The organism is Rathayibacter sp. KR2-224 (assembly GCF_049446075.1).
Lineage (GTDB): Bacteria > Actinomycetota > Actinomycetes > Actinomycetales > Microbacteriaceae > Humibacter.
This window is the reverse complement of the sequence record NZ_JBMSEB010000003.1, coordinates 355,850-377,887: the sequence shown is the minus strand read 5'-3', so window position 1 is coordinate 377,887 and position 22,038 is coordinate 355,850. Positions and strand designations below refer to the sequence as shown.

Sequence of the window (22,038 nt, the reverse complement as noted above, 5' to 3'; positions counted from 1 at the left end):
TCGGTCCCACCCGATCCGTTCGGACCGGGCCATCTTCCTCGACCGGTTCTGCAACCGGTCCGGACGGACTCCGGGGCTTGTCGGCATCGCCGACGGCACGGATGCTTGACACAACCGTGCGAGTGCTGCCTCCCATCCGGACTCTGCCGCGCCAGCCGAAGCTGAGCGCGCCATCACCGTCGGTGCCGGAATTCCACCGGCTCAACCTCGCCACGCGCCCCTGCTTCATCAGCAGTTGCACATTGCTCGGCTCGCGGACTTTCACCGCCGGTTCGGACTCTCACCGACCCCGGAGCACTACGTACACCCTACCCAACGTGCACGCGCCGTTCGTATTCCCGCGTCACCCAGTGACTGCCCGAGTGCCCCTGACCCGCTCGGCGTGGTCGCCTCTCCGCCGCTCAGCCGACGAGCTGCGGCAACTGCCCCAGCGACGTGATCCTGGAGATGTTCAGAGCATCGGCCGTCGACCGTTCGTCGTCGCACACCGTGTCGCCGTACCGGTCAAGCCACACGCCCGTGAGTCCGGCGCGAGTCGCGCCCACGGCATCCGTCAGAAGCCGGTCGCCGACGTACACCGCCCGCTTCGGCTGCACGCGCAGCCGCTCGCAGGCGATCCGGAAGATGCGAGCATCCGGCTTCGTCACTCCGACCTCCCCGGAGGCGACGACCAGGTCGAACCGGTCGCGCACCCCGATGGCGTCCAGCTTGCGCAGCTGCCTGTCGAGCTCGCCGTTCGTTATCACCCCGAACCGCACGTCCGGAATGCGGCGTTCCAACTCGTCCAGGCTGGGCAGCACGTCGTCGTACAGACGCCAGGACGCTTCGTACCGTTCGAAGTAGGCGCGGAACCACGGCTCGCGTTCCTCCACGGCGAGCGCCACGCCGTGCCTGACCGCGAAGTCCCGCGCCCGTTCTCGTCGCTGCTCGTCGTAACCGATCTCGCCGCCGAGATACCGGTGGTAGTGCTGCTCCTCAAGCGCTCGCCAGTACGCGACCTCGGCGTCGGCGTTCGACGGGTCATACGGATGCCCGAGCGCACGCAGGTGCCCGAGCAGCGCCTCCCCGACGGCTTCGCGATGCGCCATGAGCGTGTCGTCCAGGTCGAAGAGCACGGCCCTGGCTTCATCCGACGGTTCGCGCCCTTCCATCGGGCCCGGCTGCGAGCCGTCTGAAGGCACGCCCTCTTCGGCCATGCCGCGCTCGGACCGCCCCATGCCTACAACCGCACGCGCCGCAGCAGGCCGACCCGCTCGTACGCCTTCTCCAGCGTCGCTTCGGCGACCTCGGATGCCCTGTCAGCGTTCGCCGCCAACTGTCGATCCAGCTCGGCTGGGTCGCTGAGCAGCTCGAGCGCACGCGCTCGCACCGGCTCGAACTCCGCGATCACGACGTCGGCGAGGCCCTTCTTGAGGTCGCCGTATCCGCGGCCCTCGTACTCGTCGACGATCGCCTCGATGCTCTGACCGCTGAGCGCCGCGTAGACCACGAGTAGGTTCGAGACGCCCGGCTTCTCCTCACGGTCGAAGCGCACGACGGAATCCGTGTCGGTCACCGCGCGCATGATCTTCTTGCGCGTCACGCTGGGCTCGTCAAGGAGCAGGACGAGACCGGCGACCGACTCCGCAGACTTCGACATCTTCGATGTCGGGTTCTGCAGGTCATAGATGCGGGCGCTCTCCTTCTGGATGATCGCCTTCGGCACCACGAACGTCTCGCCGAACCGCGAGTTGAATCGCTCCGCCAGGTCGCGCGTCAGCTCCACGTGCTGCCGTTGGTCGTCGCCGACCGGAACGTCGACGGCGCCGTATAGCAGGATGTCCGCCGCCATCAGCATCGGGTAGGTGAACAGGCCGACGCTCGTGGTCTCGGCGCCGTAGCGTGACGACTTGTCTTTGAACTGCGTCATGCGGCTGGCCTCGCCGAAGCCGGTGATCGTGTTCAGCACCCATGCGAGCTCGGCGTGCGCGGGAACGTGCGACTGCACGAACAGCGTCGAGGCGGTGGGGTCGATGCCGGCGGCGATGTACTGCGCGGCAAGGCCGCGCGTCTGGGCGGCGAGCTCTTTCGGATTCTGCGCGACGGTGATCGCGTGCAGGTCGACGATGCAGAAGAACGCGTCGTGCGTGTTCTGCAGTTCTCGCCACTGCAGCAGCGCGCCGATGTAGTTGCCGAGGTGCAACGAGTCGCTCGACGGCTGGATGCCGGAGAAGAGGCGTGGCTTGCTCATGGAGATCTCTCTGATGCCGATGGAAGAAGGGGAGTGGTGTGAAGGTCAGAGCGAGTAGTCGACGACGACCGGGGTGTGATCCGACCATCGCTCGGCGTACGAGGGCGCCCGGTCGACGTGATAGTCGACGACCTTCTCGGCCAGCTTCTGCGTCGCGAGCTGGTAGTCGATGCGCCAGCCGGTGTCGTTGTCGAACGCCTTGCCGCGCCAGCTCCACCACGTGTATGGCCCGTCGACCTCGCCGGCCGCCTTGCGACCGACGTCCACCCAGCCGTATCCGGCGCCGTCGTTGTAGCCCTCGTCGTTCTCGGCCCCCAGGATCTTGTCCAGGTAGACGCGCTCCTCTGGCAGGAAGCCTGCGCGCTTCACGTTGCCCTTCCAGTTCTTGATGTCGAGCGTGCGGTGACCGATGTTCAGGTCGCCCATCACCGTCGCGAGCTCGTTGTGCTGAGGCAGAGCCTTCATGCGGGCATCCATGGCGTCGAGGAATCGGTACTTGTACACCTGCTTCTCGGTGTCGGCCTCACCCGACGGCACGTACGCGCTCACCACCGTGACGATGCTGCCGTCGACCTCGTAGTCGGCTTCGAGCCACCTGCCCGCCGTGTCGAAGTCGGCGTCGCCGAGCTCGACGCGGTGAATGGATGCCTTCCCTCGGCTCGCAAGCGCGACCCCGGCCCGGCCCTTCGCCGTCGCCGCGTCGTGCAGCACGTCCCACTCGTCGCCGAGCAGCGCGGTCAGGTCGTCGGTGGTCGCCCGCACCTCCTGAAGCGCGAGGATGTCCACCCCTCGGCCGTCGAGCCACGTGCCCATTCCGCGACGGAACGCCGCCCTCACTCCGTTGACGTTGACCGTAGCGATGCGCAGCGTTCGGCGGGATGAGGGCATGCAACAAGGTTAGCGGCGGCGGCTGACACGCTCGGTCGAGCCGGGTGGCCGCGGGGTGGCGATGGCGGCCCACCAACCGCGCTTGCCAGGCGCGGCGGGTTCAGGTTCGCTCGCGATCCTCTCCAGCTCCCGGCGGGCATCCCGTACCTCGCGATTCGCGAACCACTTGGCGAGCCCGTGCGCTGCGGCCGCCTTGCGTTCGGCGTCGTCGAGCGAGGCCCGGGCGACGAGCAGCCGCGCCGATCGTTCGGCGCGCGCACTCTCGTATGCGAGCTGCTCGGGAGTGCGCCTTCGTGGTTCTATTCCGCGTTCCGACATGCCGACGGCGATCCAGGCCGCGGCGAGGAGGATGGCGCGGCAGATCAGGTTGAACCACAGCAACAGTCCGGCGAAGACGGCGAATGTGGCCAGCAGAGGATTGCGTGAGGCGCCGCCGATGAGCAGGCCGCTGAGCGCGCTCAGGCCGCTCAGCGTGACCGCGCCGAGCAGAGTGCCGAGCACGAGGGATCGCCAAGGGATGACGACGCGCGAGAGCACGCGGAACATGGCGGCGAGCACGACGAAGTTCAGGGCGATCGAGATCGCGAATCCGATGACGCTCGCGGTGAAGGTCGACAAGAACGAGTTGTCGATGCCCATGAGGTCGAGCACGGAGCGCACCGCTTCGGTGGTGATGAGCGACACCGAAGCCGAGACGATGAGCACGGCGCCGAACACGATGGCGAGTCCAAGGTCCGTGATCTTCTGCAGCGCGTAGTTGCGCTCGTCTCGCGGCAGATCGAACATGGCTCGCACGGCCTGACGTGTGTAATACAGCCAGGCGAGGGCGGTCCAGAGCAGGCCCACCAGGGCTATGACGCTCGACCAGCCATATCCGGCCCCAAGAGATCGAAGAGTGGACTCGCTGATCACACCGGGCTCGCCGTCGACGCCGATGAGCATGGGCACCGCGTCGTTGACGATTCGGATGAGGGAGCGGAACAGCGCCGGATTCGCCGTCAGCCAGACGCCGGTGATCGAGAAGCCGACCCATAGTGCGGCGAAGACGGCGAACAGGGACTGGTACGACATGCCCGCGGTGCGGAGATTGCCGTCGTTGTGCGAGAACTGCACCCACACCCGGTACGGCTTGAGCGAGGCGACCCAGCGCCACCACCTGTTCACCCGGCGAGCCGGGCCGACGAGGCGATCGCGCAGCGGGTCTGCGAACTCCTCGAGTCGCTCGGTCAGTTCTTCGCGCTCGTGCTCCGCTTGTGCCTCGAGCTGCTTGATCCGGCTCGCACGCTGGGCGACGGATGACCGCGCGCCCGCCTCCCCTTCGTGGTCCGCGGGCGAGGCATCCACCGACTTCGCGTTTCGCCGTGCCACGGCATCACACTAAGCCGTGTTGCGATACCGCCGCTTGTACGCACCTCCGGCGCGGATTCCGGGCCACGCGCCGAGCGGCATAGGCTGGGGGCCGTGTCGATCCAGATCACGGGCATCGGCGTTGGCCACGGAGTCGCCGTCGGACCCGCGTTGCGCATGCCTGACCCGATCGGCGAACCCGAAGACGTCGAGTCGCGCGCCGAGGCATCCGATGAATACCGTCGCGTGCAGACCTCGCTGTCCGATGTGACCGGTGAGCTCGTCGAACTCGGTCGCAGGGCCGGCGGCGATGCCGAGGAGATCCTCGAGGCGCAGTCCCTGATGGCACAGGACCCCGCGGTCGTCGACGACATTCGCAGGCGCATCGGCGACGGCAAGACGGCCGAGCGAGCCGTGTTCGAGGCTTACGAGGAGTACGCGAAGGTTCTCGAGGGCCTCGGCGAGAACCCCGCGGCGCGCGGCGCCGACGTGCGCGACGTTGCACGACGAGTGATCGCCAGGCTGCGCGGTGTCGCGCTGCCGACCGTGCCGAAGTCCGACGCGCCGTTCGTACTGGTCGCACACGACCTCGCTCCCGCAGACACCGCGACGCTCGACCTCGGCAAGGTGCTCGGGGTGGTCACGCGCGACGGGAGCAACTCGTCGCACACCGCCATCCTCGCGCGCACCAAGAACCTCGTCGCTGTCGTGGGCGCGGCAGGCAGCGACGTCATCGTCAACGGCCAGACGGTCATCGTCGACGCAGAGCACGGTCAGGTGGTGATCAATCCGGATAGCGCAGCGATCGATGCCGCCGCAGAACGTGGCGGTACGGTCGTGACACCACGTCCGCTGACTCCGGGAGCTCTGGCGGACGGCATGCCGGTCCCGCTGCTTGCCAACGTGGGATCCCCCGAGGAGGCCGCTCCCGCCGTCGCTCTGGGTGCAGAGGGCGTCGGGCTGTTCCGAACCGAGTTCCTCTACCTGGATGCCCGCAAAGCGCCGCCCGTAGACCTCCAGCGCTCCCGTTACCGCGACCTCATGGCCGCGTTCACCGGTCGCAAGGTCGTTGTTCGCGTACTGGATGCCGGAGGAGACAAGCAACTCGCCTTCCTCGGGCAGTCGCAGGAGGAGAACCCGGCGCTCGGGCGCCGCGGCATCCGCGCGCTACGCGAGAACGAGCACGTGCTGCGCGACCAGCTGACGGCGCTCGCCGCGGCCCAGCGCGACACGGGAGCCGACCTCTGGGTGATGGCGCCGATGGTCGCCGACGTCGCCGAGACCATCTACTTCATCGAACTGGCCCGATCGCTCGAACTCTCGACCGTGGGCGTGACGGTCGAGGTGCCGTCCGCCGCGGTGCTCGCCGACCAGATCGCGCCGCTGTGCGACTTCGTCAGCGTCGGCACGAACGATCTCACCCAGTACACGATGGCCGCCGACCGCATGCTCGGATCCGTCGCCCGCTACCAGGACCCGTGGCATCCGGCAGTGCTCCGCCTCATCAAACTGATCGGCGATGCAGGCCACGCGTCGAAGACACCGGTCGGCGTGTGCGGCGAGGCCGCATCCGATCCGCTGCTGGCCGTCGTGCTCGTCGGCCTCGGAGCCCAGGACCTCTCCATGTCGCCAGGAGCGCTCGCCGACGTGCGGGCCACCCTGGCGAAGGTCACCCTCAAACAGGCACGTGAACTGGCGGCGCGCACCGTCGTACAGACCAGCGCAGCGGATGCCCGTGCCCTCGTCGCCGAGGCGCTCACCAGCGTCGACTGACCCGGTCACCGATCATCGGCCATCTACCGCCGATTGCAGGGGCGGGTTGCTACCGCCGGTTGAGTAACCCGCGAAGCGGGCGTATCGAAACCAACCCCCAGAACCCGAGCTCCCACGGCCTCACCTCAATCGCCCATATCGCGGCTGCGCCGCTCACGGGCTCAATCGGTTCGGCCACCTCAATCGCCCATATCGTTGCATCGCAACTCACGGACTCAATCGGTTCGGTCATGCGAGCTAGCTCGCAGACCAAACCTCAATCGCCCATATCGCGGCTGCGCCGCTCACGGGCTCAATCGGTTCGGCCGTGTGAGCAAGCTCCCACGGCCTCACCTCAATCGCCCATATCGCGGCTGCGCCGCTCACGGGCTCAATCGGTTCGGCCGTGTGAGCAAGCTCCCACGGCCTCACCTCAATCGCCCATAGTCTGGGGGGATGGACGCCACGCAACTTCCCCTCGACTCCACGTCGGCTGACGCCCTCGCCGCGCAGGGCCTGCGGCTCGGACTCGTCGATGGTTCGAACCGCGACGAGGTCGCAGCGTGGGACGAGGCCGACTTCCGCGGTTTCCACGACCGCACCCCGGAGCCCGAGACGGTCGACGAGCACGTGCGGTACACCGCACAGCGTCGCACCGTAGGGGTTTGGGACGACGGCATTCCGGAACCGTCCGTCCCCGTGGCGACCACCGCAACCTGGGTCGGCGAGCTCACGGTTCCCGGGGGCACGCTGCCCTCGTGGGCGATCAGCTCGGTGACCGTAGCGCCGACGCACCGCAGGAGAGGCATCGCGCGAGCGCTTCTCGAGGGCGAGTTGCGCGCAGCGGCGGCTGCCGGAGTGCCGATGGCCTCGCTGACGGTGTCGGAGGCGACCATCTACGAGCGATACGGCTTCGGCCCGGCAACCCAGACCGCAGATCTCGTCATCGACACGAAGCGCGCCGGGTGGCGAGCCGCGTCGAGTTCCGGCGCCGCAGCCGGTGCCCAGGGAAGACTCGGGTTCGTCTCACTCCAGACGCTCGCCGACACGTGCCGCGACGTCTTCGAGCGGGCTCGCTTGCAGACGCCGGGCGACTTCACGGTCGACGACTTCATCTGGGGAAAGCTGGCGGGCACCATCGGTGACCGTGACAAGAAGAGCGCATCGCTACGTGCCGTGCGCTACGACGACGCAGACGGAACGCCGCAGGGATTCGTCATTTACTCCCTCAAACCGGAGCCGAGCGACTTCTCGAAGCACACCGTCGACATCCGCTTCTTCCGCTCCGCGACCGACGAGGCGTACGCCGCGCTGTGGCGTTACCTCATCGAACTCGACCTCGTCGCCACCGTGAAGAGCGAGGTGGCGGCGCCCGACGAGCCGGTGCTCTGGCTCATCCGGGACCAACGGGCCGCGACCGTTGTGCTGCACGACCACCACTGGCTGCGCATCCTCGACGTGAAGGCGGTGCTGGAGGCTCGCCGCTACAACGTGCCTGGCTCGCTCAGCATCGCCGTCGACGACCGCTTGGGATTCGCGGCGGGAACGTATCTGCTCGAGGTCGCGGCCGACGGCAGCAGCCGGGTCACGCGCACGGATGCCCCAGCCGACCTTCGCCTGGACGTCGCGACCCTCTCCGCCCTCTACCTCGGTGCGTGGCGCACGTCGGCCCTCGCCCACGCCGGACGAGTCGCCGAGCTCACGCCTGGGGCACTGGATCGCTTCGACACGACCTTCCGCTCGAACGAGGCTCCGTACCTGAGCTTCTGGTACTGAGCCGCCCTGCCGGCGAGCCGACGAGCGAGTCCTTGCCGCCTAGGGGCGACCGCGCATGATCGCCTGCTTCACCTCTGCGATCGCCTGCGTCACCTGGATGCCACGGGGGCAGGCATCCGAGCAGTTGAACGTGGTGCGGCAGCGCCACACACCCTCTTTGTCGTTGAGGATGTCAAGGCGCACCTGGGCTGCATCGTCGCGAGAATCGAAGATGAACCTGTGGGCGTTCACGATGGCCGCCGGTCCGAAGTACTGACCGTCGGTCCAGAACACGGGGCACGACGACGTGCACGCGGCGCACAGGATGCACTTGGTCGTGTCGTCGAAGCGCGCCCTGTCTGCGACGGACTGGATGCGCTCCTTGCCCTCAGGCGGTGCCGAGCTGGCCTGCAGGAACGGCTGAACCTCACGGTAGGAGGCGAAGAACGGATCCATGTCGACGACGAGGTCCTTCTCCAGCGGCAGACCCTTGATGGCCTCGACGTAGATGGGCTTCTGCACGTCGAGATCCTTGATCAGGGTCTTGCATGCCAGGCGATTGCGGCCGTTGATGCGCATGGCATCCGAGCCGCACACGCCGTGTGCGCACGAACGGCGGAACGTGAGCGAACCGTCCTGCTCCCACTTGATCTTGTGCAGAGCATCCAGGATGCGGTCCGTCGGGTATACCTCGACGTCGAAGTCCTCCCAGTGCGGCTCGCTGTCCACATCCGGGTCGAAGCGCCGAATGATCAGCGTGACGATGAACGACTTGATCGGCTCGGGCGCCTCGGATGCCTGGTCCTGCTCTGGCGCGTCTGTCGCGACGGCGGTGGACATCAGTACTTCCTCTCCATCGGCTGGTAGCGGGTGACCACGACGGGTTTCCAGTCGAGCTTGATGTGGTCTGCCGGGTTCGACGAGTGCGGGTCGCCGGTGAGGTAGGCCATGGTGTGCTTCATGTAGTTCTCGTCGTCGCGCTTCGGGTAGTCGTCGCGCATGTGGCCGCCGCGGCTCTCCTTGCGGTTGCGAGCAGAGAACACGACCACCTCGGCGAGGTCGAGCAGGAATCCGAGTTCGACGGCCTCGAGCAGATCGGTGTTGAACCGCTTGCCCTTGTCCTGCACCTGCACGTTCCGATAGCGCTCCCGCAGCCCGTGGATCGTCTCGGTCACGGCTGCGAGCGTCTCATCCGTGCGGAACACCTGGGCGTTGCGGTCCATCTCGTCTTGGAGCTCCTTGCGGATGGCCGCGATCCGCTCGGTGCCGCTCGAGTTCCGCAGGTTCTCGAGCATGCCTCGAACGCCCGCCGCTGCATCATCCGGCAGCGGCACGAAGTCGGCCGTCTTCACGTACTCGACCGCATTGCGGCCGCTGCGCTTGCCGAACACGTTGATGTCGAGCAGCGAGTTCGTGCCTAGGCGGTTGGATCCGTGCACCGAGACGCATGCGCACTCGCCCGCCGCGTACAGGCCCGGCACGACCGTGTCGTTGTCGATGAGCACCTCTGCGTCGGTGTTCGTCGGGATGCCGCCCATCGCGTAGTGCGCCGTCGGCATCACCGGAACCGGCTCGACGACCGGGTCGACGCCGAGGTAGGTGCGGGCGAACTCGGTGATATCCGGCAGCTTGGTCTCGAGCACCTCGGCGCCGAGGTGCGTGCAGTCCAGCAGCACGTAGTCCTTGTTCGGACCAGCGCCCCTGCCGTCGAGCACCTCCTGCACCATGCTCCGAGCCACGATGTCGCGCGGTGCGAGGTCTTTGATGGTCGGGGCGTAACGCTCCATGAAGCGCTCACCTGAACCGTTGCGCAGAATGGCTCCCTCGCCGCGCGCGCCCTCCGTCAGCAGGATGCCCAGGCCCGCGAGCCCGGTCGGGTGGAACTGGAAGAATTCCATGTCCTCGAGCGGCAGGCCCTTGCGCCAGATGATGCCGACCCCGTCACCCGTGAGCGTGTGGGCATTGGATGTCGTCTTGTAGATCTTGCCGAAACCACCGGTCGCGAAGATCACGGCCTTGGACTGGAACACGTGCAACTCGCCGGTGGCGAGCTCGTAGGCGACGACACCCGCTGGCCGGCGCTGGCCGTCCACCTCGGTCATGACCAGGTCGAGCACGTAGAACTCGTTGAAGAAGTTGATGCCGAGCTTGACGCAGTTCTGGAACAGCGTCTGCAGGATCATGTGCCCCGTGCGGTCCGCCGCGTAGCACGCACGGCGCACGGCCGCCTTGCCGTGATCGCGGGTGTGGCCGCCGAACCGGCGCTGGTCGATCTTGCCCTCTGGGGTGCGGTTGAACGGCAGACCCATGTTCTCGAGGTCGATGACCGCGTCGATCGCCTCTTTCGCGAGGATCTCGGCGGCATCCTGATCGACGAGGTAGTCACCGCCCTTGACGGTGTCGTAGGTGTGCCACTCCCAGTTGTCCTCCTCCACGTTCGACAGCGCCGCGGCCATGCCGCCCTGCGCCGCGCCCGTGTGCGACCTGGTGGGGTAGAGCTTGGAGATGACGGCGGTCTTCGCGTGCGGTCCGGCCTCGATGGCGGCGCGCATGCCTCCGCCCCCTGCGCCGACGATGACGATGTCGAACTGGTGGTAATGCACGCCGTCGATCACGGCTCCGTCTGCGATCTGTTCAGTCACGTGGGGGTTCCGTAGCTTTCGGTTCTCGTCGTAGCGCCGTCGTGGCTTACTTGGTGATGGTCGAGCAGAAGTCGGGCAGCAGGTGCGCTGGTGCTCCGCTGGGGCACGGGTCGAAGAACGTGACCGTGTAGGTGCCGAGCAGGATCAGCACGACGACGGCCAGCAGGATCAGCACCTTGAGCGTGCGGTTCACCGCCCTGCCTCTGGCGTAGTCGTTCACGATGGTGCGCATGCCGTTGCCGCCGTGGATGAGCGCCAGCCACAGCATCAGGCCGTCCCAGACGCGCCAGAACGGGTCTGCCCATTTGCCTGCGACGAACCCGAAGTCGACGGCCTTGATGCCTTGGCCCAGCACGAGGTTGACGATGAGGTGACCGAAGATCAGCACGACGAGCAGCACGCCAGAGGCGCGCATGTAGACCCATCCCCACTTCTCCCAGTTCACGCCCTTAGAACGAGGCGGGCGTGCGGGCGTGCGGGGGGCCTCGATGGTGGTCACGACGCTGCTCCCTCTGAGAAGACGTTGTGCAGGTGAACGGGAGCGAACCCGAGCATGAGCACGACCCACAGCACGATCACGGTCCAGAACATGACCTTCTGATACTTGGCGCCCTTGCTCCAGAAGTCGATCAGGATGATGCGGATGCCGTTCAGCGCGTGGAACGCGATGGCCGCGACGAGGGCCGTCTCACCGAGGCCCATGATGGGGTTCTTGTACGTGCCGATGACCGCGTTGTAGGCCTGCGGGCTGATGCCGAGCACGACCGAGTCGAGGATGTGCACGAGCAGGAAGAAGAAGATCGCCACGCCGGTGATGCGGTGAAGCACCCACGACCACATGCCTTCCCGACCCCGGTACAGCGTTCCCCCGGGCCGATTCCTCGTCGGCTCGAGAGTGTCTGCCGTTTCTGCTGGCACGGACGACCCTCCCTGATAGGTACCTTGCGCGAGCGCCTCACGCGGCGCGACGGCACGCGGAATCAGCGCTGAATCAGTCTACGTCCCGGCCCGAGGGCTCGCTTTCAACGACAGCCTAACTGTCTCGACGTCGAGACAAATTCGCCACCCCTGAATTCCTCGCGTGTTCGGCCGGAAAACAGCCGACCTGTCGGGTCCGACGACGTATTCCTTCCGGCGGACCGTCCGCTTTCCGGCTGACCGTGCGCTCCAGCGCCCTGCCCAAGAACGCGACGATGGTGCACCCTTGAGGCATGAGTACAGCGGATGTCTCCATCGGCGTCGCCGGAACGCTCGGCGCCGACTCGATCGCCCGTCTCGCCTCCGTCGTCGAGCGATGTGGTTTCCGCTCGCTGTGGGTGAACGACACGCCTGGCGGGGACTCACTCGCTGCGCTTGCAGCAGCGGCGGATGCCACGCACGACCTCGTGCTGGCGACCGGCGTCGTTCCCGTGGATCGCAGGCATCCGGACGAGATCGTGAATGCTGTGCAACGTGGAGGCATCCCGGAGCATCGGCTGGTGCTCGGCATCGGGGCGGGCGCGACGCGCAAGGGCGCGCTCTCGCTGGTCTCGGATGCCGTCGACGAGCTGCACGAGGGGAGCGCTGCCCGTGTGCTCGTCGGCGCGCTCGGCCCGAAGATGCGGAGCCTCGCGGCGCGGCAGGCCGATGGGCCGCTGCTGAGTTGGCTCACGCCAGGCGTCGCGCGCGAACAGGCGGCCGAGGCGCACGCGCTGGCATCCGAGACGCACGTCGCGCTCTACGTCCGCACCGCACTCGACCACGAGGCCGACGCCCGGCTGGCCGAGGAGACCAGGCGCTACGCCGGTGCTCCCGCCTACGCGGCGAACTTCGAGAGACTGGGCATCCGTGCGGAGCAGACCGTGATGGACGCAACGACATTCCCGGACCGCATTCACCAGTACCGCGACGCGGTCGACGAGATCGTTCTGCGCGTCATGGTGCCGAGCGACTCGGTGGACGATCACATCCGCTTCGTCGAGACTGCCGCCGAACTGCTTGCCGCGGCCGATGGTCGCTGAGCGGATCGTCTAGAGCCAGCCCCGTCGCTTGAACACCACGTAGAGGATGACGCTCGTGAGCGCCATGAGCCCGACCGCCATCGGGTAGCCGTACTCCCAATGCAGTTCCGGCATGACCTTGAAGTTCATGCCGTAGATGCCCGCGATGAGCGTCGGCCCGAACAGGATCGCCGCCCACGACGAGATCTTCTTCACCTCTTCGCCCTGGCGGTTCGCGCTCTCCGAGAGGTCGGTCATGCGTGCGTTCTGCCGCTCGCTGACCAGCGTGGCGTTCACCGTGAGGATGTCGCGGAGCATCCTCTTGAAGTCGTCGACGCGCTCGTTCACCTGGGTGAGGTGGTCGGCGACGTCGCGCAGATTGCGCTGCAGCTCCTGCGTGACGCCGTACTTCTCGCTGCCGAGTTCGAGCGCCTCCATGACGGCCGCGAGCGGATGCGTCGCCCTCTGAAAGTCGATCACCTCGGTCGAAAGCTCGTAGATGCGACGTGACACGTTTGCCTCACCGGCGAACACCTGCGTCTCGATCTCGTCGATGTCGTTGGCGAGGCCGGCGACGACGGGAGCGTAGCCGTCGACGATGGCGTCGACGATCGCGTAGAGGATGCTCTGCGTCCCTAGGGCGAGCAGCTCCGGGTCGTGCTCCATGCGATGCCGCACCTGAGACAGATCCGGCGACTCGCTGTGCCGCACCGTGATCACGAAGTTCGGCCCGACGAACACGTGAACTTCACCGAACGACACCTCTTCGGGAACGTCGAGGTAGTTCGCGGCACGCAGCACCACGAACAGCACATCGTCGTAGCGCTCCAGCTTGGGTCGCTGATGCGCCGAGATGGCGTCTTCGACGGCGAGCTCATGCAGGTCGAACTCGTGCGCCAACGAGTGCAGCTCCGTCTCGCTCGGCCGGTAGAGACCGATCCAGGCCACACCGCCCGGCGTCTCGTGCAGCGCGCGGTAGGTGTCGGCCAGCGAGGTGGGGGAGGAGATACGCCGTCCGTCCGCGTAGATGGCTGCGTCGACGATCGTGCTTCGGGTTCGCTGGGCAGGCTGCTCCACAGGCCCAGGCGAAGGCTGCGACGCAACGGGCCGTGTTCGCGCTCGGAACGGGATGGGGATGACACGTCGCCTGCGTTCGGCCATGGTTCGCCTCCTTCGGCTGCAACTGGGTCAAAGCCTGGGCGACGGCGCCGCCCCGTGACACCCTAAGCCTGCGTGGGCGATGCCGACCCTTTTTGCGCTGCCGCAGGCTCGCGGGCTCAGTAGTCAAGAGCACGTTGAAGGCGCGCGCCGGATGCCGCCCTGTGCGCGATCGCTGCCTCGTAGTGGGTGAGCAGTTCGTCGCACAGTTCGGCCCACGACGAGTGGAGCACCGCTCGCCGGCCCGCCTCGCCCATCCGCCTGCGCAGAGCGCCGTCGTCGACGAGACCCTGCACGGCGTCGCGCAGCTCCGCGTCGTTCGTGACGAGATACCCGTCTACTCCCGGCTGCACGAGGTCGATGGGGCCGCCCGCGTTCGGTGCGACCACGGGGATGCCCGTGGCATGCGCCTCCTGCACGGTCTGCCCGAACGTCTCCTCGGTACCCGTGTGCACGAAGACGTCCATGGCGGCGTATGCTGCACCGAGGTCGTCGCCGCCGCGTCTTCCCAACCAGGCGACGGGCATCCGCTTCAACGCCCTGCGTACGGTGACCTCGCTCGGCCCATCGCCCACGATCGCCACCCTGATGCCGTCCATGCCGCGCAATGCCGCCAGCCGCTCGACCTGTTTCTCAGGGGCGAGGCGACCGACGTACCCGACCACGACCTCACCGTCGGGAGAGAGCAGCTCGCGCAGTGCTGCGGCGTCGGCGCGGCGGCGGTTGTTGGGGTGGTACCGCACGAGGTCGACCCCGCGGCCCCAGAGCCGCACCCGCACGATGCCGGCCCGGTCGAGGTCGCGAGCGGATGCCGTCGACGGCGCGAGCGTGAGATCGGCGCCGTTGTGCACCCACCGCACCCACCGCCAGGCGAGGCTCGTGGTGAGACCCAGGCGATTGCGCTTGGCGTAGCCGGCGACATCCGTCTGGTACACGGCGACCGTCGCCACACCGAGCCGGCCGGCTGCGGCTATGGCCTGAGCGCCCAGAAGGAACGGGGACGCCGCGTGCAGCACGTCGGGCGCGAAGTCTGCGAGCACCTGCTGCACGTGCCCGTTCGGCATGCCCAGCGGGAACTGCCGGTAGGCGATCGAGGGAACCGAGTGCACGGGAAAACCCGCATACTCGCGTGGTGCGCCAGGGCCGGGACAAATGACGGTGGCGTCGTGGCCGCGCCCCCGCAATTCGTCCAGTACTCGGCAGACGCTTGTGGTCACGCCGTTGACGGTGGGCAGAAAGCTTTCGCTCACGATGGCGACCCGCATGCGCTCATGGTCGCCGTGCCCCGTGGCATGCGGATGAACCACGGCTGAACCGCTCTCGTCGGCGGCCGTAACCCTCGGCCTCGCCGTCGGGTGTCGAAACCGGGGGCCAGCCTATTGTGGGAGGCATGAGCGCACTGCCACTGCAGGACTTCTACTGCATCATCCCCGCCGGCGGCGTCGGGTCGCGGCTCTGGCCGCTCTCCCGAGCCGACGCACCGAAGTTCCTGCACGACCTCACCGGGTCGGGCTCGACACTGCTGCGCGCAACCTGGGACAGGCTGGCGCCCCTGAGCGGGGCACAGCGCGTCATGATCGTGACCGGGCGGGCGCACCGGGCGGCGGTCGAGGGGCAGATCCCCGCGCTCGCCGACCACAACGTCGTGCTCGAGAGCGAGCCCAGGGACTCCACGGCGGCCATCGGCCTGGCCGCAGCGATACTGGAGCGCCGCGAGCCCGGCGTCATCGTCGGATCGTTCGCCGCAGACCACGTGATCGGCAACGAACCGCTCTTCCGCGCGGCCGTCATCGAGGGCGTCGCGGCCGCGCGAGCCGGATACATCACCACGATCGGCATCACGCCTACGGAGCCGGCAGTCGGCTTCGGCTACATCCACGTGGGCGATGCGCTGGAGATCGAAGGAGCTTCCTCAGCACGCCAGGTGCTCTCCTTCGTCGAGAAGCCGGACCTGAAGACGGCCACCTCTTACCTCGAGAGCGGCGATTATCTCTGGAACGCGAGCATGTTCATCTCGCGCGCGTCCGTGCTGCTCGAGGAGATCGGCAAGTCGCAGCCAGAGCTCCTCGCCGGACTTCTCGAGCTCGCCGAGGCGTGGGATGACCCCGCGACCCGCGGACCTGCCGTCGACCGCATCTGGCCGTCGCTGACCAAGGTGGCGATCGACTATTCGGTCGCCGAGCCCGCCGCCGCCGCGGGCAAGCTCGCCGTCATCCCCGGCCACTTCGCTTGGGATGACGTCGGTGACTTCGCCTCGCTCGCCAAGCTCAACAGCGGGGGGCGTGCCACAGACCTCGCCATCCTCGGCGAGAACGCGAGAGTGCTCTCGGATGCCTCGAGTGGCATCGTGGTCAGCCAGACCGGGCGCGTGATCAGCCTGATCGGCATTCAGAACGTAGTCGTCGTGGACACCCCGGATGCGCTGCTGGTCACGACGAGCGAGAACGCGCAGCGCGTCAAGTCCGTGGTCGAGGCGTTGCGTCTTACAGGCTCCACCGAGGTGCTCTGACCGGACCGCACCGCGGGTTGACCCTCACCCCGGCTGAGTAGCGCCAAGGGCGCGTATCGAAGCCCCCCATCGGACGTGTGCGCGTTTGCGGATTCCACCCCGTATCGACTGCACTTTTGAGCACGCGGTGGCCGGACGATGCTCAAAAGAAACAAGATGATAACGGCGACGTTAAGAAGTTCGTACCGCAATCAAAGCGGTTCGTAACGTTGGGTAACGTCGATCGACGTCTCGCGCGCTCGCGCAGATCTTCTTCAGCTGGAGGACAACGTGACATTGAAAGTTCGCAAGGTAGCGCTGGCGGGACTCGCCGCAGCAAGTGCGCTCGCCCTGCTGGCCGGCTGCGGGCAGGCGCCGTCGTCGAGCAGCACGACGAGTGCCGCGGCATCCAAGTTCCTGCCGTGCATGGTGTCCGACTCCGGTGGTTTCGACGACCACTCGTTCAACCAGCTGGGCTTCGAGGGCCTGGTCGACACGGCGAAGCAGCTCGGCACGAAGTACAAGAGCGCCGAGTCGAAGACCGAGAACGACTTCGCACCGAACATCAACAGCATGGTCGACCAGAACTGCAACCTGGTCATCACGGTCGGCTTCCTGCTCGCTGACGCCACAAAGGCCGCGGCCAAGGCGAACAGCGACACGAACTTCGCGATCATCGACGACAACTCGATCACCGCACCCAACGTCAAGCCGATCATTTTCGACACGGCGCAGGCGGCGTTCCTCGGCGGTTACGCAGCAGCCAGCTACTCGAAGTCCGGCGTCGTGGGAACCTTCGGCGGCATGCAGATCCCGACCGTGACCATCTTCATGGACGGCTTCGTGGACGGCGTGAAGTACTTCAACCAGCAGAAGGGCAAGAACGTGCAGGTCGTCGGCTGGGATGTCGACAGCCAGAAGGGCTCCTTCACCGGTGGCTTCGACGCCAACGACACGGCCAAGCAGGTCGCACAGGGCATCATCGACCAGGGTGCCGACGTGATCATGCCCGTCGGTGGCCCGATCTACCAGTCGGCGGCTCAGGCCATCACCGACTCGGGCAAGCAGATCGCGATGATCGGTGTTGATGCGGATGTCTATAACACCGACCCGAAGGTGCAGAGCATCCTGCTCACCTCGGTGATGAAGGGCATCAAGCCCTCCACCTCGGCGGTCGTCGAGCAGGCGGCCAAGGGCAAGTTCTCCAACACGCCCTACGTCGGAACCCTGAAGAACGACGGCGTCGGACTCGCTCCGTTCCACGACTTCGCGTCGAAGGTGGACCCGAACCTGAAGTCGGAGCTCGACAAGATCAAGGCCGGCATCATCGACGGCTCCATCAAGGTCACCTCTCCGGCCTCGCCGAAGTCCTGACCGACCCGTCTACCGGACCGTATCGGGAGGCCGTCTCCTCGGGGATGGCCTCCCGACACGCTTGTCCGGTCAGCAACGCTCCAGTACCCGGCGAGTGCGCCAGTTCGGCGCGACTGCGCCACCTTTTCGGGCGCAGTCGCACCGAACTGGCGCAATCAGCACGCGACACCGCCACCAGCTCGCCCCGTTCTCAGCGCGGAAGACGGTGAAAGGTAGATTGACTCCATGAAGCTCGAACTTCGCGGTATCACCAAGCGATTCGGCTCACTCACCGCCAACGATCACATCTCGCTCACCGTCGAGCCGGGTGAGATCCACTGCATCCTGGGCGAGAACGGCGCGGGCAAGTCGACACTCATGAACGTGCTCTATGGCCTGCTCCAGGCCGACGAGGGCGAGATCCTGCTCGATGACGTCGTGCAGCACTTCGAGGGCCCAGGCGACGCCATGAAGGCGGGCATCGGCATGGTGCACCAGCACTTCATGCTCATTCCGGTCTTCACCGTGGCCGAGAACGTCATGTTGGGCCACGAGAGCACGGGCTTCGCCGGCTTCCTCAACCACAAGGATGCCCGCACACGCGTTCAAGAGATCTCGTCGCGCTTCGGATTCGACGTCGACCCCGACGCGCTGATCGAGAACCTACCCGTCGGCGTTCAGCAGCGCGTGGAGATCATCAAGGCGCTCTCGCGCGACGCGAAGGTGCTGGTCTTCGACGAGCCGACCGCCGTGCTCACTCCGCAAGAGACCGATGAGCTCATGGCGATCATGAAGCAGCTGCGCGACGCAGGCACGGCGATCGTCTTCATCACTCACAAGCTCCGCGAGGTGCGCGAGGTGGCGGACCGCATCACGGTCATGCGGCTCGGCAAGGTGGTGGGGGAGGCATCCCCGACCGCGAGCAACGCCGAACTGGCGTCGCTCATGGTGGGACGCGCGGTCGAACTGATGGTGCACAAAGAACCGGCGACGCCGGGCGACGCCGCACTGCAGGTGCGCGGCCTTACCGTCATCGACCACCTCGGCCAGCTGGTCGTCAATCACGTCGACTTCGACGTACGTGCGGGGGAGATCCTCGCGATCGCCGGCGTGCAGGGCAACGGGCAGACGGAGCTGACCGAGGCGCTGCTCGGGCTCCAGGAGCACGTCGAGGGCGAGATCCTGCTCGACGGCAAGAGGCTCAACGGGCAGAGCGTGCGCAAGGTGCTCGAGGCCGGAGTCGGCTTCGTGCCCGAGGACCGCAACGAAGACGGCCTGGTCGGTGGATTCTCGATAGCGGAGAACCTCATGCTCGACCGCTCCGACTCCGAGCCGTTCGTCAAATCCGGAGGACTGCGCCTTCGGTATCGCTCCGAATTCGCCACCGAGAAGGTGCGCGAGTTCGACGTCCGCACCCAGAGCATCGACACCCCCGTCGGCACCCTCTCCGGCGGGAACCAGCAGAAGGTCGTGCTCGCTCGCGAGCTCAGCCGCGAGCTGCGCCTCCTCGTCGCCGCGCAGCCGACGCGAGGGCTCGACGTCGGTTCGATCGAGTTCGTGCACAAGCGCATCGTGGAGGCGCGTGACTCGGGCATCCCGGTCATCGTGGTCTCGACCGAGCTCGACGAGGTCGACGCGCTCGCCGACCGCATCGCCGTCATGTACCGGGGCGGCATCGTCGGAATCGTTCCCGGCGGAACCGACCGAGAGACGCTGGGCATCATGATGGCGGGGGAGCGACCGGATGCCTCGCACCCGACCGGTCCCGGACCCGGCACCTCGGTGCCCACGCCAGACCACGGGAACCCGAGAGGAGAGGCCGCGTGAGCGACCAGCTGGCCGAGGAGAGCGCGGCGGGAGAAGCCGATGTCGCGCTGGAGTCCGGCACCTCCGTGCCACCCGAAGACGACCAGTCGAATCGGTGGAATGACGCCGTTCGCCAGATCATGGGCGGCAGCGTGGTCATCTCCATCCTCGCCGTGGTGCTGGCCCTCGTGGCCGGCGCCATCCTTATCGCGCTGACCGATCCGGGCGTTCAACACGCCGCCGGATACTTCTTCGCACGCCCGACGGACACGCTGCAGGCCATCTGGAACGTCGTCTCGGGTGCGTACACGTCCCTGTTCCAGGGATCCATCTACAACTTCGGGCGCCCGACGTTCGCGACGGGCATCCGCCCGTTCATGGACACGCTCACGTTCGCGACGCCCCTGATCGCCGCCGGGCTCGGCGTGGGCCTCGCGTTCCGCACCGGCATGTTCAACATCGGCGCGCAAGGGCAGATGCTCATTGCCGCGGCGCTGTGCGGCTGGGTCGGCTGGTCGTTCCACCTGCCGCCGGTCATCCACCTCATCGTCGCGCTGGCCGCCGGAGCCGTCGGTGGTGCCGTCTGGGCCGCCGTCGCGGGTGTGCTGAAGGCGCGAACCGGCGCGCACGAGGTGATCGTCACGATCATGCTCAACTGGATCGGGTTCTACCTCATCTCGTACCTGCTTCGCACGCCTGGTGCCCTGCAGGCGCCCGGCACCAACAACCCGAAGTCGCCGGCGATCCTGCCCAACGCGATCCTGCCGCCGATATTCGGGCCGCAGTACTCGCTGCACTGGGGCTTCGTGATCGCCATCGCTGCGACGGTGTTCGTCTGGTGGCTCCTCGAGCGATCCAGCTTGGGATTCAAGTTCCGTGCCGTCGGCGAGAACCCGCACGCAGCGCGCGTTGCCGGCATCAGCGTGAACAGCGCCCTCGTCTGGGCAATGGTGATCAGCGGCGCCCTCGTGGGACTGGCCGCGACGAGCCAGGTGCTCGGCACCTCGACCACTGGCTTCGGCTCGGGCATCGACGCCGGCATCGGGTTCGACGCCATCACGGTCGCCTTGCTCGGCCGGTCCCGGCCACTCGGCATCTTCATCGCAGGCGTGCTGTTCGGCGCGTTCAAAGCCGGCGGGTTCCTCATGCAGGCGGCCAACGACATCCCGATCGACATCGTGCTCGTCGTGCAGTCGCTCATCGTGCTGTTCATCGCGGCCCCGCCGCTCGTGCGGGCGATCTTCCGGCTTCCGACCCCGGGCAGGCGCCCGCCTAGCAAGAGGCGGTCGAAGTCGACGCAGGCATCCATCGCTCCGAAGGAGGTGGCAGCGGAATGACCACCACGGCAGATCACACGATTCCGGATGCCTCGCCGATCGTTCTCGAGAAGACGATCGTCCGCAGCTACAAGACCCCGATCATCCTCAGCGCGGTCGCCGTGCTGTCGATCGTGCTCTTCGTGGTCTTGCGCCGCGGCGGCGACACCACGTTCACGTTCGCTGGTGGACGAGTGGCGCTGAGCCTGCCCCAACTCGTGCTCCCGACGACGCTGACATGCGTCGTGCTCACGGTCATCCTCGCGGTCATGGCCGCGCTGAGCTGGTGGCTGGTTGGCCGCTTCGCCCGGGTTCCGCTCTGGTACTCGGGTGTGTTCGCCTTCCTCTTCGTTGTCACGTTCCTGACCTGGGCCGCGGGAGCCGGCTCACGCCCGTTGCCCATCACGAGCCTGCTCCTGGGCACGGTGAGCCTGAGCGTGCCGTATATCTTCGGCGCCATGGGCGGCGTGCTCTCCGAGCGCAGCGGCGTCGTGAACATCGCGATCGAGGGTCAGCTGCTCGGCGGTGCGTTCCTTGCGGCCATGGTCGGCAGCATGACGCGGTCGATCTGGCTCGGCCTGCTGGCGGCCCTCGTGGCCGGCGTGCTCGTCTCGTTCATCCTCGCCGCATTCGCGATCAAGTACTACGTCGACCAGGTGATCGTTGGGGTCGTGATCAACGTGCTCGTGCTCGGTTTGACGAACTTCCTGTACAGCGAGGTGCTCGCCAAGAACTCGACCTTGCTCAACGACCCGCCGCGGCTGCCGAACCTCCCGATTCCAGGGCTGTCGGCGATCCCGGTGATCGGACCCGTGCTGTTCGACCAGTCGATCATCGTGTACCTCATGTACATCGCTGTCGCGGCGGTCTACATCGGGCTGTTCCACACGCGCTGGGGTCTGCGTCTGCGGTCGGTGGGCGAGCATCCTCAAGCCGCCGACACCGTCGGCATCAACGTCTCGGGCACCCGGTTCTGGAACGTCTCGCTAGCCGGCGCCATCGTCGGCCTCGGCGGTGCATACTTCACGCTCGGATCGGTGGGCTCCTTCAGTCAAGACATGACGGGAGGGCAGGGATACATCGCGCTCGCCGCGGTCATCTTCGGGCGCTGGGATCCGATCCGCGCCACGCTGGCAGCCTTGCTGTTTGGCTTCGCCAGCAACCTGCAGTACACCCTCGCGGCGGTCGGTTCGCCGGTACCGAGCGAGTTCCTGCTGATGCTGCCCTACGTTGTGACGATCCTCGCCGTGGCAGGGTTCGTGGGCTACGTGCGCGGGCCGGCAGCATCCGGAAAGCCGTACATCAAGTCCTGAGCACGGGGAAG

The 22,038-nt window shown here is 66.9% G+C and carries 18 protein-coding genes and 1 riboswitch; of the genes, 8 read left to right on the top strand and 10 right to left on the bottom strand.

All coding sequences use genetic code 11. The features are described 5' to 3' along the window. Positions 1 to 120 precede the first annotated feature (120 nt). Positions 121 to 300: riboswitch (FMN riboswitch) on the bottom strand. Between the two features lie 101 nt (positions 301 to 401). From ACO2Q7_RS16675 to ACO2Q7_RS16660, 4 genes are read right to left on the bottom strand one after another with little or no spacing between them, the layout of a single operon-like run. Next, positions 402 to 1,217: an HAD family hydrolase gene (locus ACO2Q7_RS16675; protein WP_423356835.1), complete on the bottom strand. Its 816-nt coding sequence runs from the start codon at positions 1,215 to 1,217 to the stop codon at positions 402 to 404. A gap of 2 nt (positions 1,218 to 1,219) precedes the next feature. Beyond that, the gene (gene trpS, locus ACO2Q7_RS16670) at positions 1,220 to 2,230 is read right to left on the bottom strand and encodes a tryptophan--tRNA ligase (RefSeq protein WP_423356834.1); all 1,011 of its coding nucleotides are present in this window, start codon (positions 2,228 to 2,230) and stop codon (positions 1,220 to 1,222) included. 45 nt (positions 2,231 to 2,275) lie between these two features. Further along, positions 2,276 to 3,118, bottom strand: coding sequence for an exodeoxyribonuclease III (locus ACO2Q7_RS16665; protein WP_423356833.1), 843 nt, complete (start codon positions 3,116 to 3,118; stop codon positions 2,276 to 2,278). Positions 3,119 to 3,127: 9 nt separating this feature from the next. Next, positions 3,128 to 4,486, bottom strand: coding sequence for a YihY/virulence factor BrkB family protein (locus tag ACO2Q7_RS16660; protein ID WP_423356832.1), 1,359 nt, complete (start codon positions 4,484 to 4,486; stop codon positions 3,128 to 3,130). Between the two features lie 99 nt (positions 4,487 to 4,585). Between ACO2Q7_RS16660 and ptsP the strand changes: the two genes are divergently transcribed. Together ptsP and ACO2Q7_RS16650 are read left to right on the top strand one after the other, a co-directional pair. Then, positions 4,586 to 6,238, top strand: a complete 1,653-nt coding sequence (gene ptsP, locus ACO2Q7_RS16655; RefSeq protein ID WP_423356925.1) for a phosphoenolpyruvate--protein phosphotransferase — start codon at positions 4,586 to 4,588, stop codon at positions 6,236 to 6,238. A 435-nt stretch (positions 6,239 to 6,673) separates the two neighbouring features. Further along, positions 6,674 to 7,993, top strand: a complete 1,320-nt coding sequence (locus tag ACO2Q7_RS16650) for a GNAT family N-acetyltransferase (RefSeq protein ID WP_423356831.1) — start codon at positions 6,674 to 6,676, stop codon at positions 7,991 to 7,993. A 39-nt stretch (positions 7,994 to 8,032) separates the two neighbouring features. Here the strand turns inward: ACO2Q7_RS16650 and ACO2Q7_RS16645 are convergent, their stop codons facing one another. The 4 genes from ACO2Q7_RS16645 to sdhC are packed head-to-tail and all read right to left on the bottom strand — an operon-like array spanning position 8,033 to position 11,532. Next, positions 8,033 to 8,812, bottom strand: coding sequence for a succinate dehydrogenase iron-sulfur subunit (locus ACO2Q7_RS16645; RefSeq protein WP_423356830.1), 780 nt, complete (start codon positions 8,810 to 8,812; stop codon positions 8,033 to 8,035). Then, positions 8,812 to 10,614: a succinate dehydrogenase flavoprotein subunit gene (sdhA, locus tag ACO2Q7_RS16640; RefSeq protein ID WP_423356829.1), complete on the bottom strand. Its 1,803-nt coding sequence runs from the start codon at positions 10,612 to 10,614 to the stop codon at positions 8,812 to 8,814. The genes ACO2Q7_RS16645 and sdhA overlap by 1 nt, the downstream gene beginning before the upstream one ends. Positions 10,615 to 10,660: 46 nt before the next feature. Continuing rightward, positions 10,661 to 11,113: a succinate dehydrogenase hydrophobic membrane anchor subunit gene (locus ACO2Q7_RS16635; protein WP_423356828.1), complete on the bottom strand. Its 453-nt coding sequence runs from the start codon at positions 11,111 to 11,113 to the stop codon at positions 10,661 to 10,663. After that, a complete protein-coding gene (sdhC, locus tag ACO2Q7_RS16630; protein ID WP_423356827.1) occupies positions 11,110 to 11,532 on the bottom strand; it encodes a succinate dehydrogenase, cytochrome b556 subunit in 423 nt (140 codons plus the stop codon). Before sdhC ends, ACO2Q7_RS16635 begins: the two co-directional genes overlap by 4 nt. 293 nt (positions 11,533 to 11,825) lie before the next feature. Here sdhC and ACO2Q7_RS16625 point away from each other — a divergent pair, with 293 nt between their 5' ends. After that, positions 11,826 to 12,614 carry an LLM class flavin-dependent oxidoreductase gene (locus ACO2Q7_RS16625; protein WP_423356826.1) on the top strand — a complete coding sequence of 263 codons (789 nt, stop codon included), beginning with the start codon at positions 11,826 to 11,828 and terminating at the stop codon, positions 12,612 to 12,614. Between the two features lie 9 nt (positions 12,615 to 12,623). Here the strand turns inward: ACO2Q7_RS16625 and corA are convergent, their stop codons facing one another. After that, positions 12,624 to 13,754, bottom strand: a complete 1,131-nt coding sequence (gene corA / locus ACO2Q7_RS16620; protein WP_423356825.1) for a magnesium/cobalt transporter CorA — start codon at positions 13,752 to 13,754, stop codon at positions 12,624 to 12,626. Between the two features lie 116 nt (positions 13,755 to 13,870). Then, the gene (locus ACO2Q7_RS16615) at positions 13,871 to 15,016 is read right to left on the bottom strand and encodes a glycosyltransferase family 4 protein (protein WP_423356824.1); all 1,146 of its coding nucleotides are present in this window, start codon (positions 15,014 to 15,016) and stop codon (positions 13,871 to 13,873) included. 125 nt (positions 15,017 to 15,141) lie between these two features. On the opposite strand from ACO2Q7_RS16615, the gene ACO2Q7_RS16610 reads away from it, so the two are divergent. The 5 genes from ACO2Q7_RS16610 (at position 15,142) to ACO2Q7_RS16590 (ending at position 22,027) form a co-directional block, all read left to right on the top strand. Further along, on the top strand, positions 15,142 to 16,260 hold the full coding sequence (locus tag ACO2Q7_RS16610; protein WP_423356823.1) for a mannose-1-phosphate guanylyltransferase: 1,119 nt from the start codon (positions 15,142 to 15,144) through the stop codon (positions 16,258 to 16,260). A gap of 270 nt (positions 16,261 to 16,530) precedes the next feature. After that, a complete protein-coding gene (locus tag ACO2Q7_RS16605; protein ID WP_423356822.1) occupies positions 16,531 to 17,613 on the top strand; it encodes a BMP family lipoprotein in 1,083 nt (360 codons plus the stop codon). Positions 17,614 to 17,838: 225 nt separating this feature from the next. Next, positions 17,839 to 19,419, top strand: a complete 1,581-nt coding sequence (locus ACO2Q7_RS16600; protein ID WP_423356821.1) for an ABC transporter ATP-binding protein — start codon at positions 17,839 to 17,841, stop codon at positions 19,417 to 19,419. Beyond that, complete coding sequence (locus tag ACO2Q7_RS16595) at positions 19,416 to 20,735, top strand: ABC transporter permease (protein WP_423356820.1); 1,320 nt, start codon at positions 19,416 to 19,418, stop codon at positions 20,733 to 20,735. Before ACO2Q7_RS16600 ends, ACO2Q7_RS16595 begins: the two co-directional genes overlap by 4 nt. After that, positions 20,732 to 22,027 (top strand): ABC transporter permease, encoded by a 1,296-nt coding sequence (locus ACO2Q7_RS16590; RefSeq protein WP_423356819.1) that lies wholly within the window; start codon positions 20,732 to 20,734, stop codon positions 22,025 to 22,027. Before ACO2Q7_RS16595 ends, ACO2Q7_RS16590 begins: the two co-directional genes overlap by 4 nt. The last annotated feature ends 11 nt before the right edge of the window (positions 22,028 to 22,038 follow it).

Coding starts and splice junctions, on each gene's coding strand:
- ACO2Q7_RS16675 (WP_423356835.1), bottom strand. CDS start 1,217: ATGGGGCGGTCCGAGCGCGGCATGGCCGAAGAGGGCGTGCCTTCAGAC.
- trpS (WP_423356834.1), bottom strand. CDS start 2,230: ATGAGCAAGCCACGCCTCTTCTCCGGCATCCAGCCGTCGAGCGACTCG.
- ACO2Q7_RS16665 (WP_423356833.1), bottom strand. CDS start 3,118: ATGCCCTCATCCCGCCGAACGCTGCGCATCGCTACGGTCAACGTCAAC.
- ACO2Q7_RS16650 (WP_423356831.1), top strand. CDS start 6,674: ATGGACGCCACGCAACTTCCCCTCGACTCCACGTCGGCTGACGCCCTC.
- ACO2Q7_RS16645 (WP_423356830.1), bottom strand. CDS start 8,812: ATGTCCACCGCCGTCGCGACAGACGCGCCAGAGCAGGACCAGGCATCC.
- ACO2Q7_RS16625 (WP_423356826.1), top strand. CDS start 11,826: ATGAGTACAGCGGATGTCTCCATCGGCGTCGCCGGAACGCTCGGCGCC.
- corA (WP_423356825.1), bottom strand. CDS start 13,754: ATGGCCGAACGCAGGCGACGTGTCATCCCCATCCCGTTCCGAGCGCGA.
- ACO2Q7_RS16615 (WP_423356824.1), bottom strand. CDS start 15,016: ATGCGGGTCGCCATCGTGAGCGAAAGCTTTCTGCCCACCGTCAACGGC.
- ACO2Q7_RS16610 (WP_423356823.1), top strand. CDS start 15,142: ATGAGCGCACTGCCACTGCAGGACTTCTACTGCATCATCCCCGCCGGC.
- ACO2Q7_RS16600 (WP_423356821.1), top strand. CDS start 17,839: ATGAAGCTCGAACTTCGCGGTATCACCAAGCGATTCGGCTCACTCACC.
- ACO2Q7_RS16590 (WP_423356819.1), top strand. CDS start 20,732: ATGACCACCACGGCAGATCACACGATTCCGGATGCCTCGCCGATCGTT.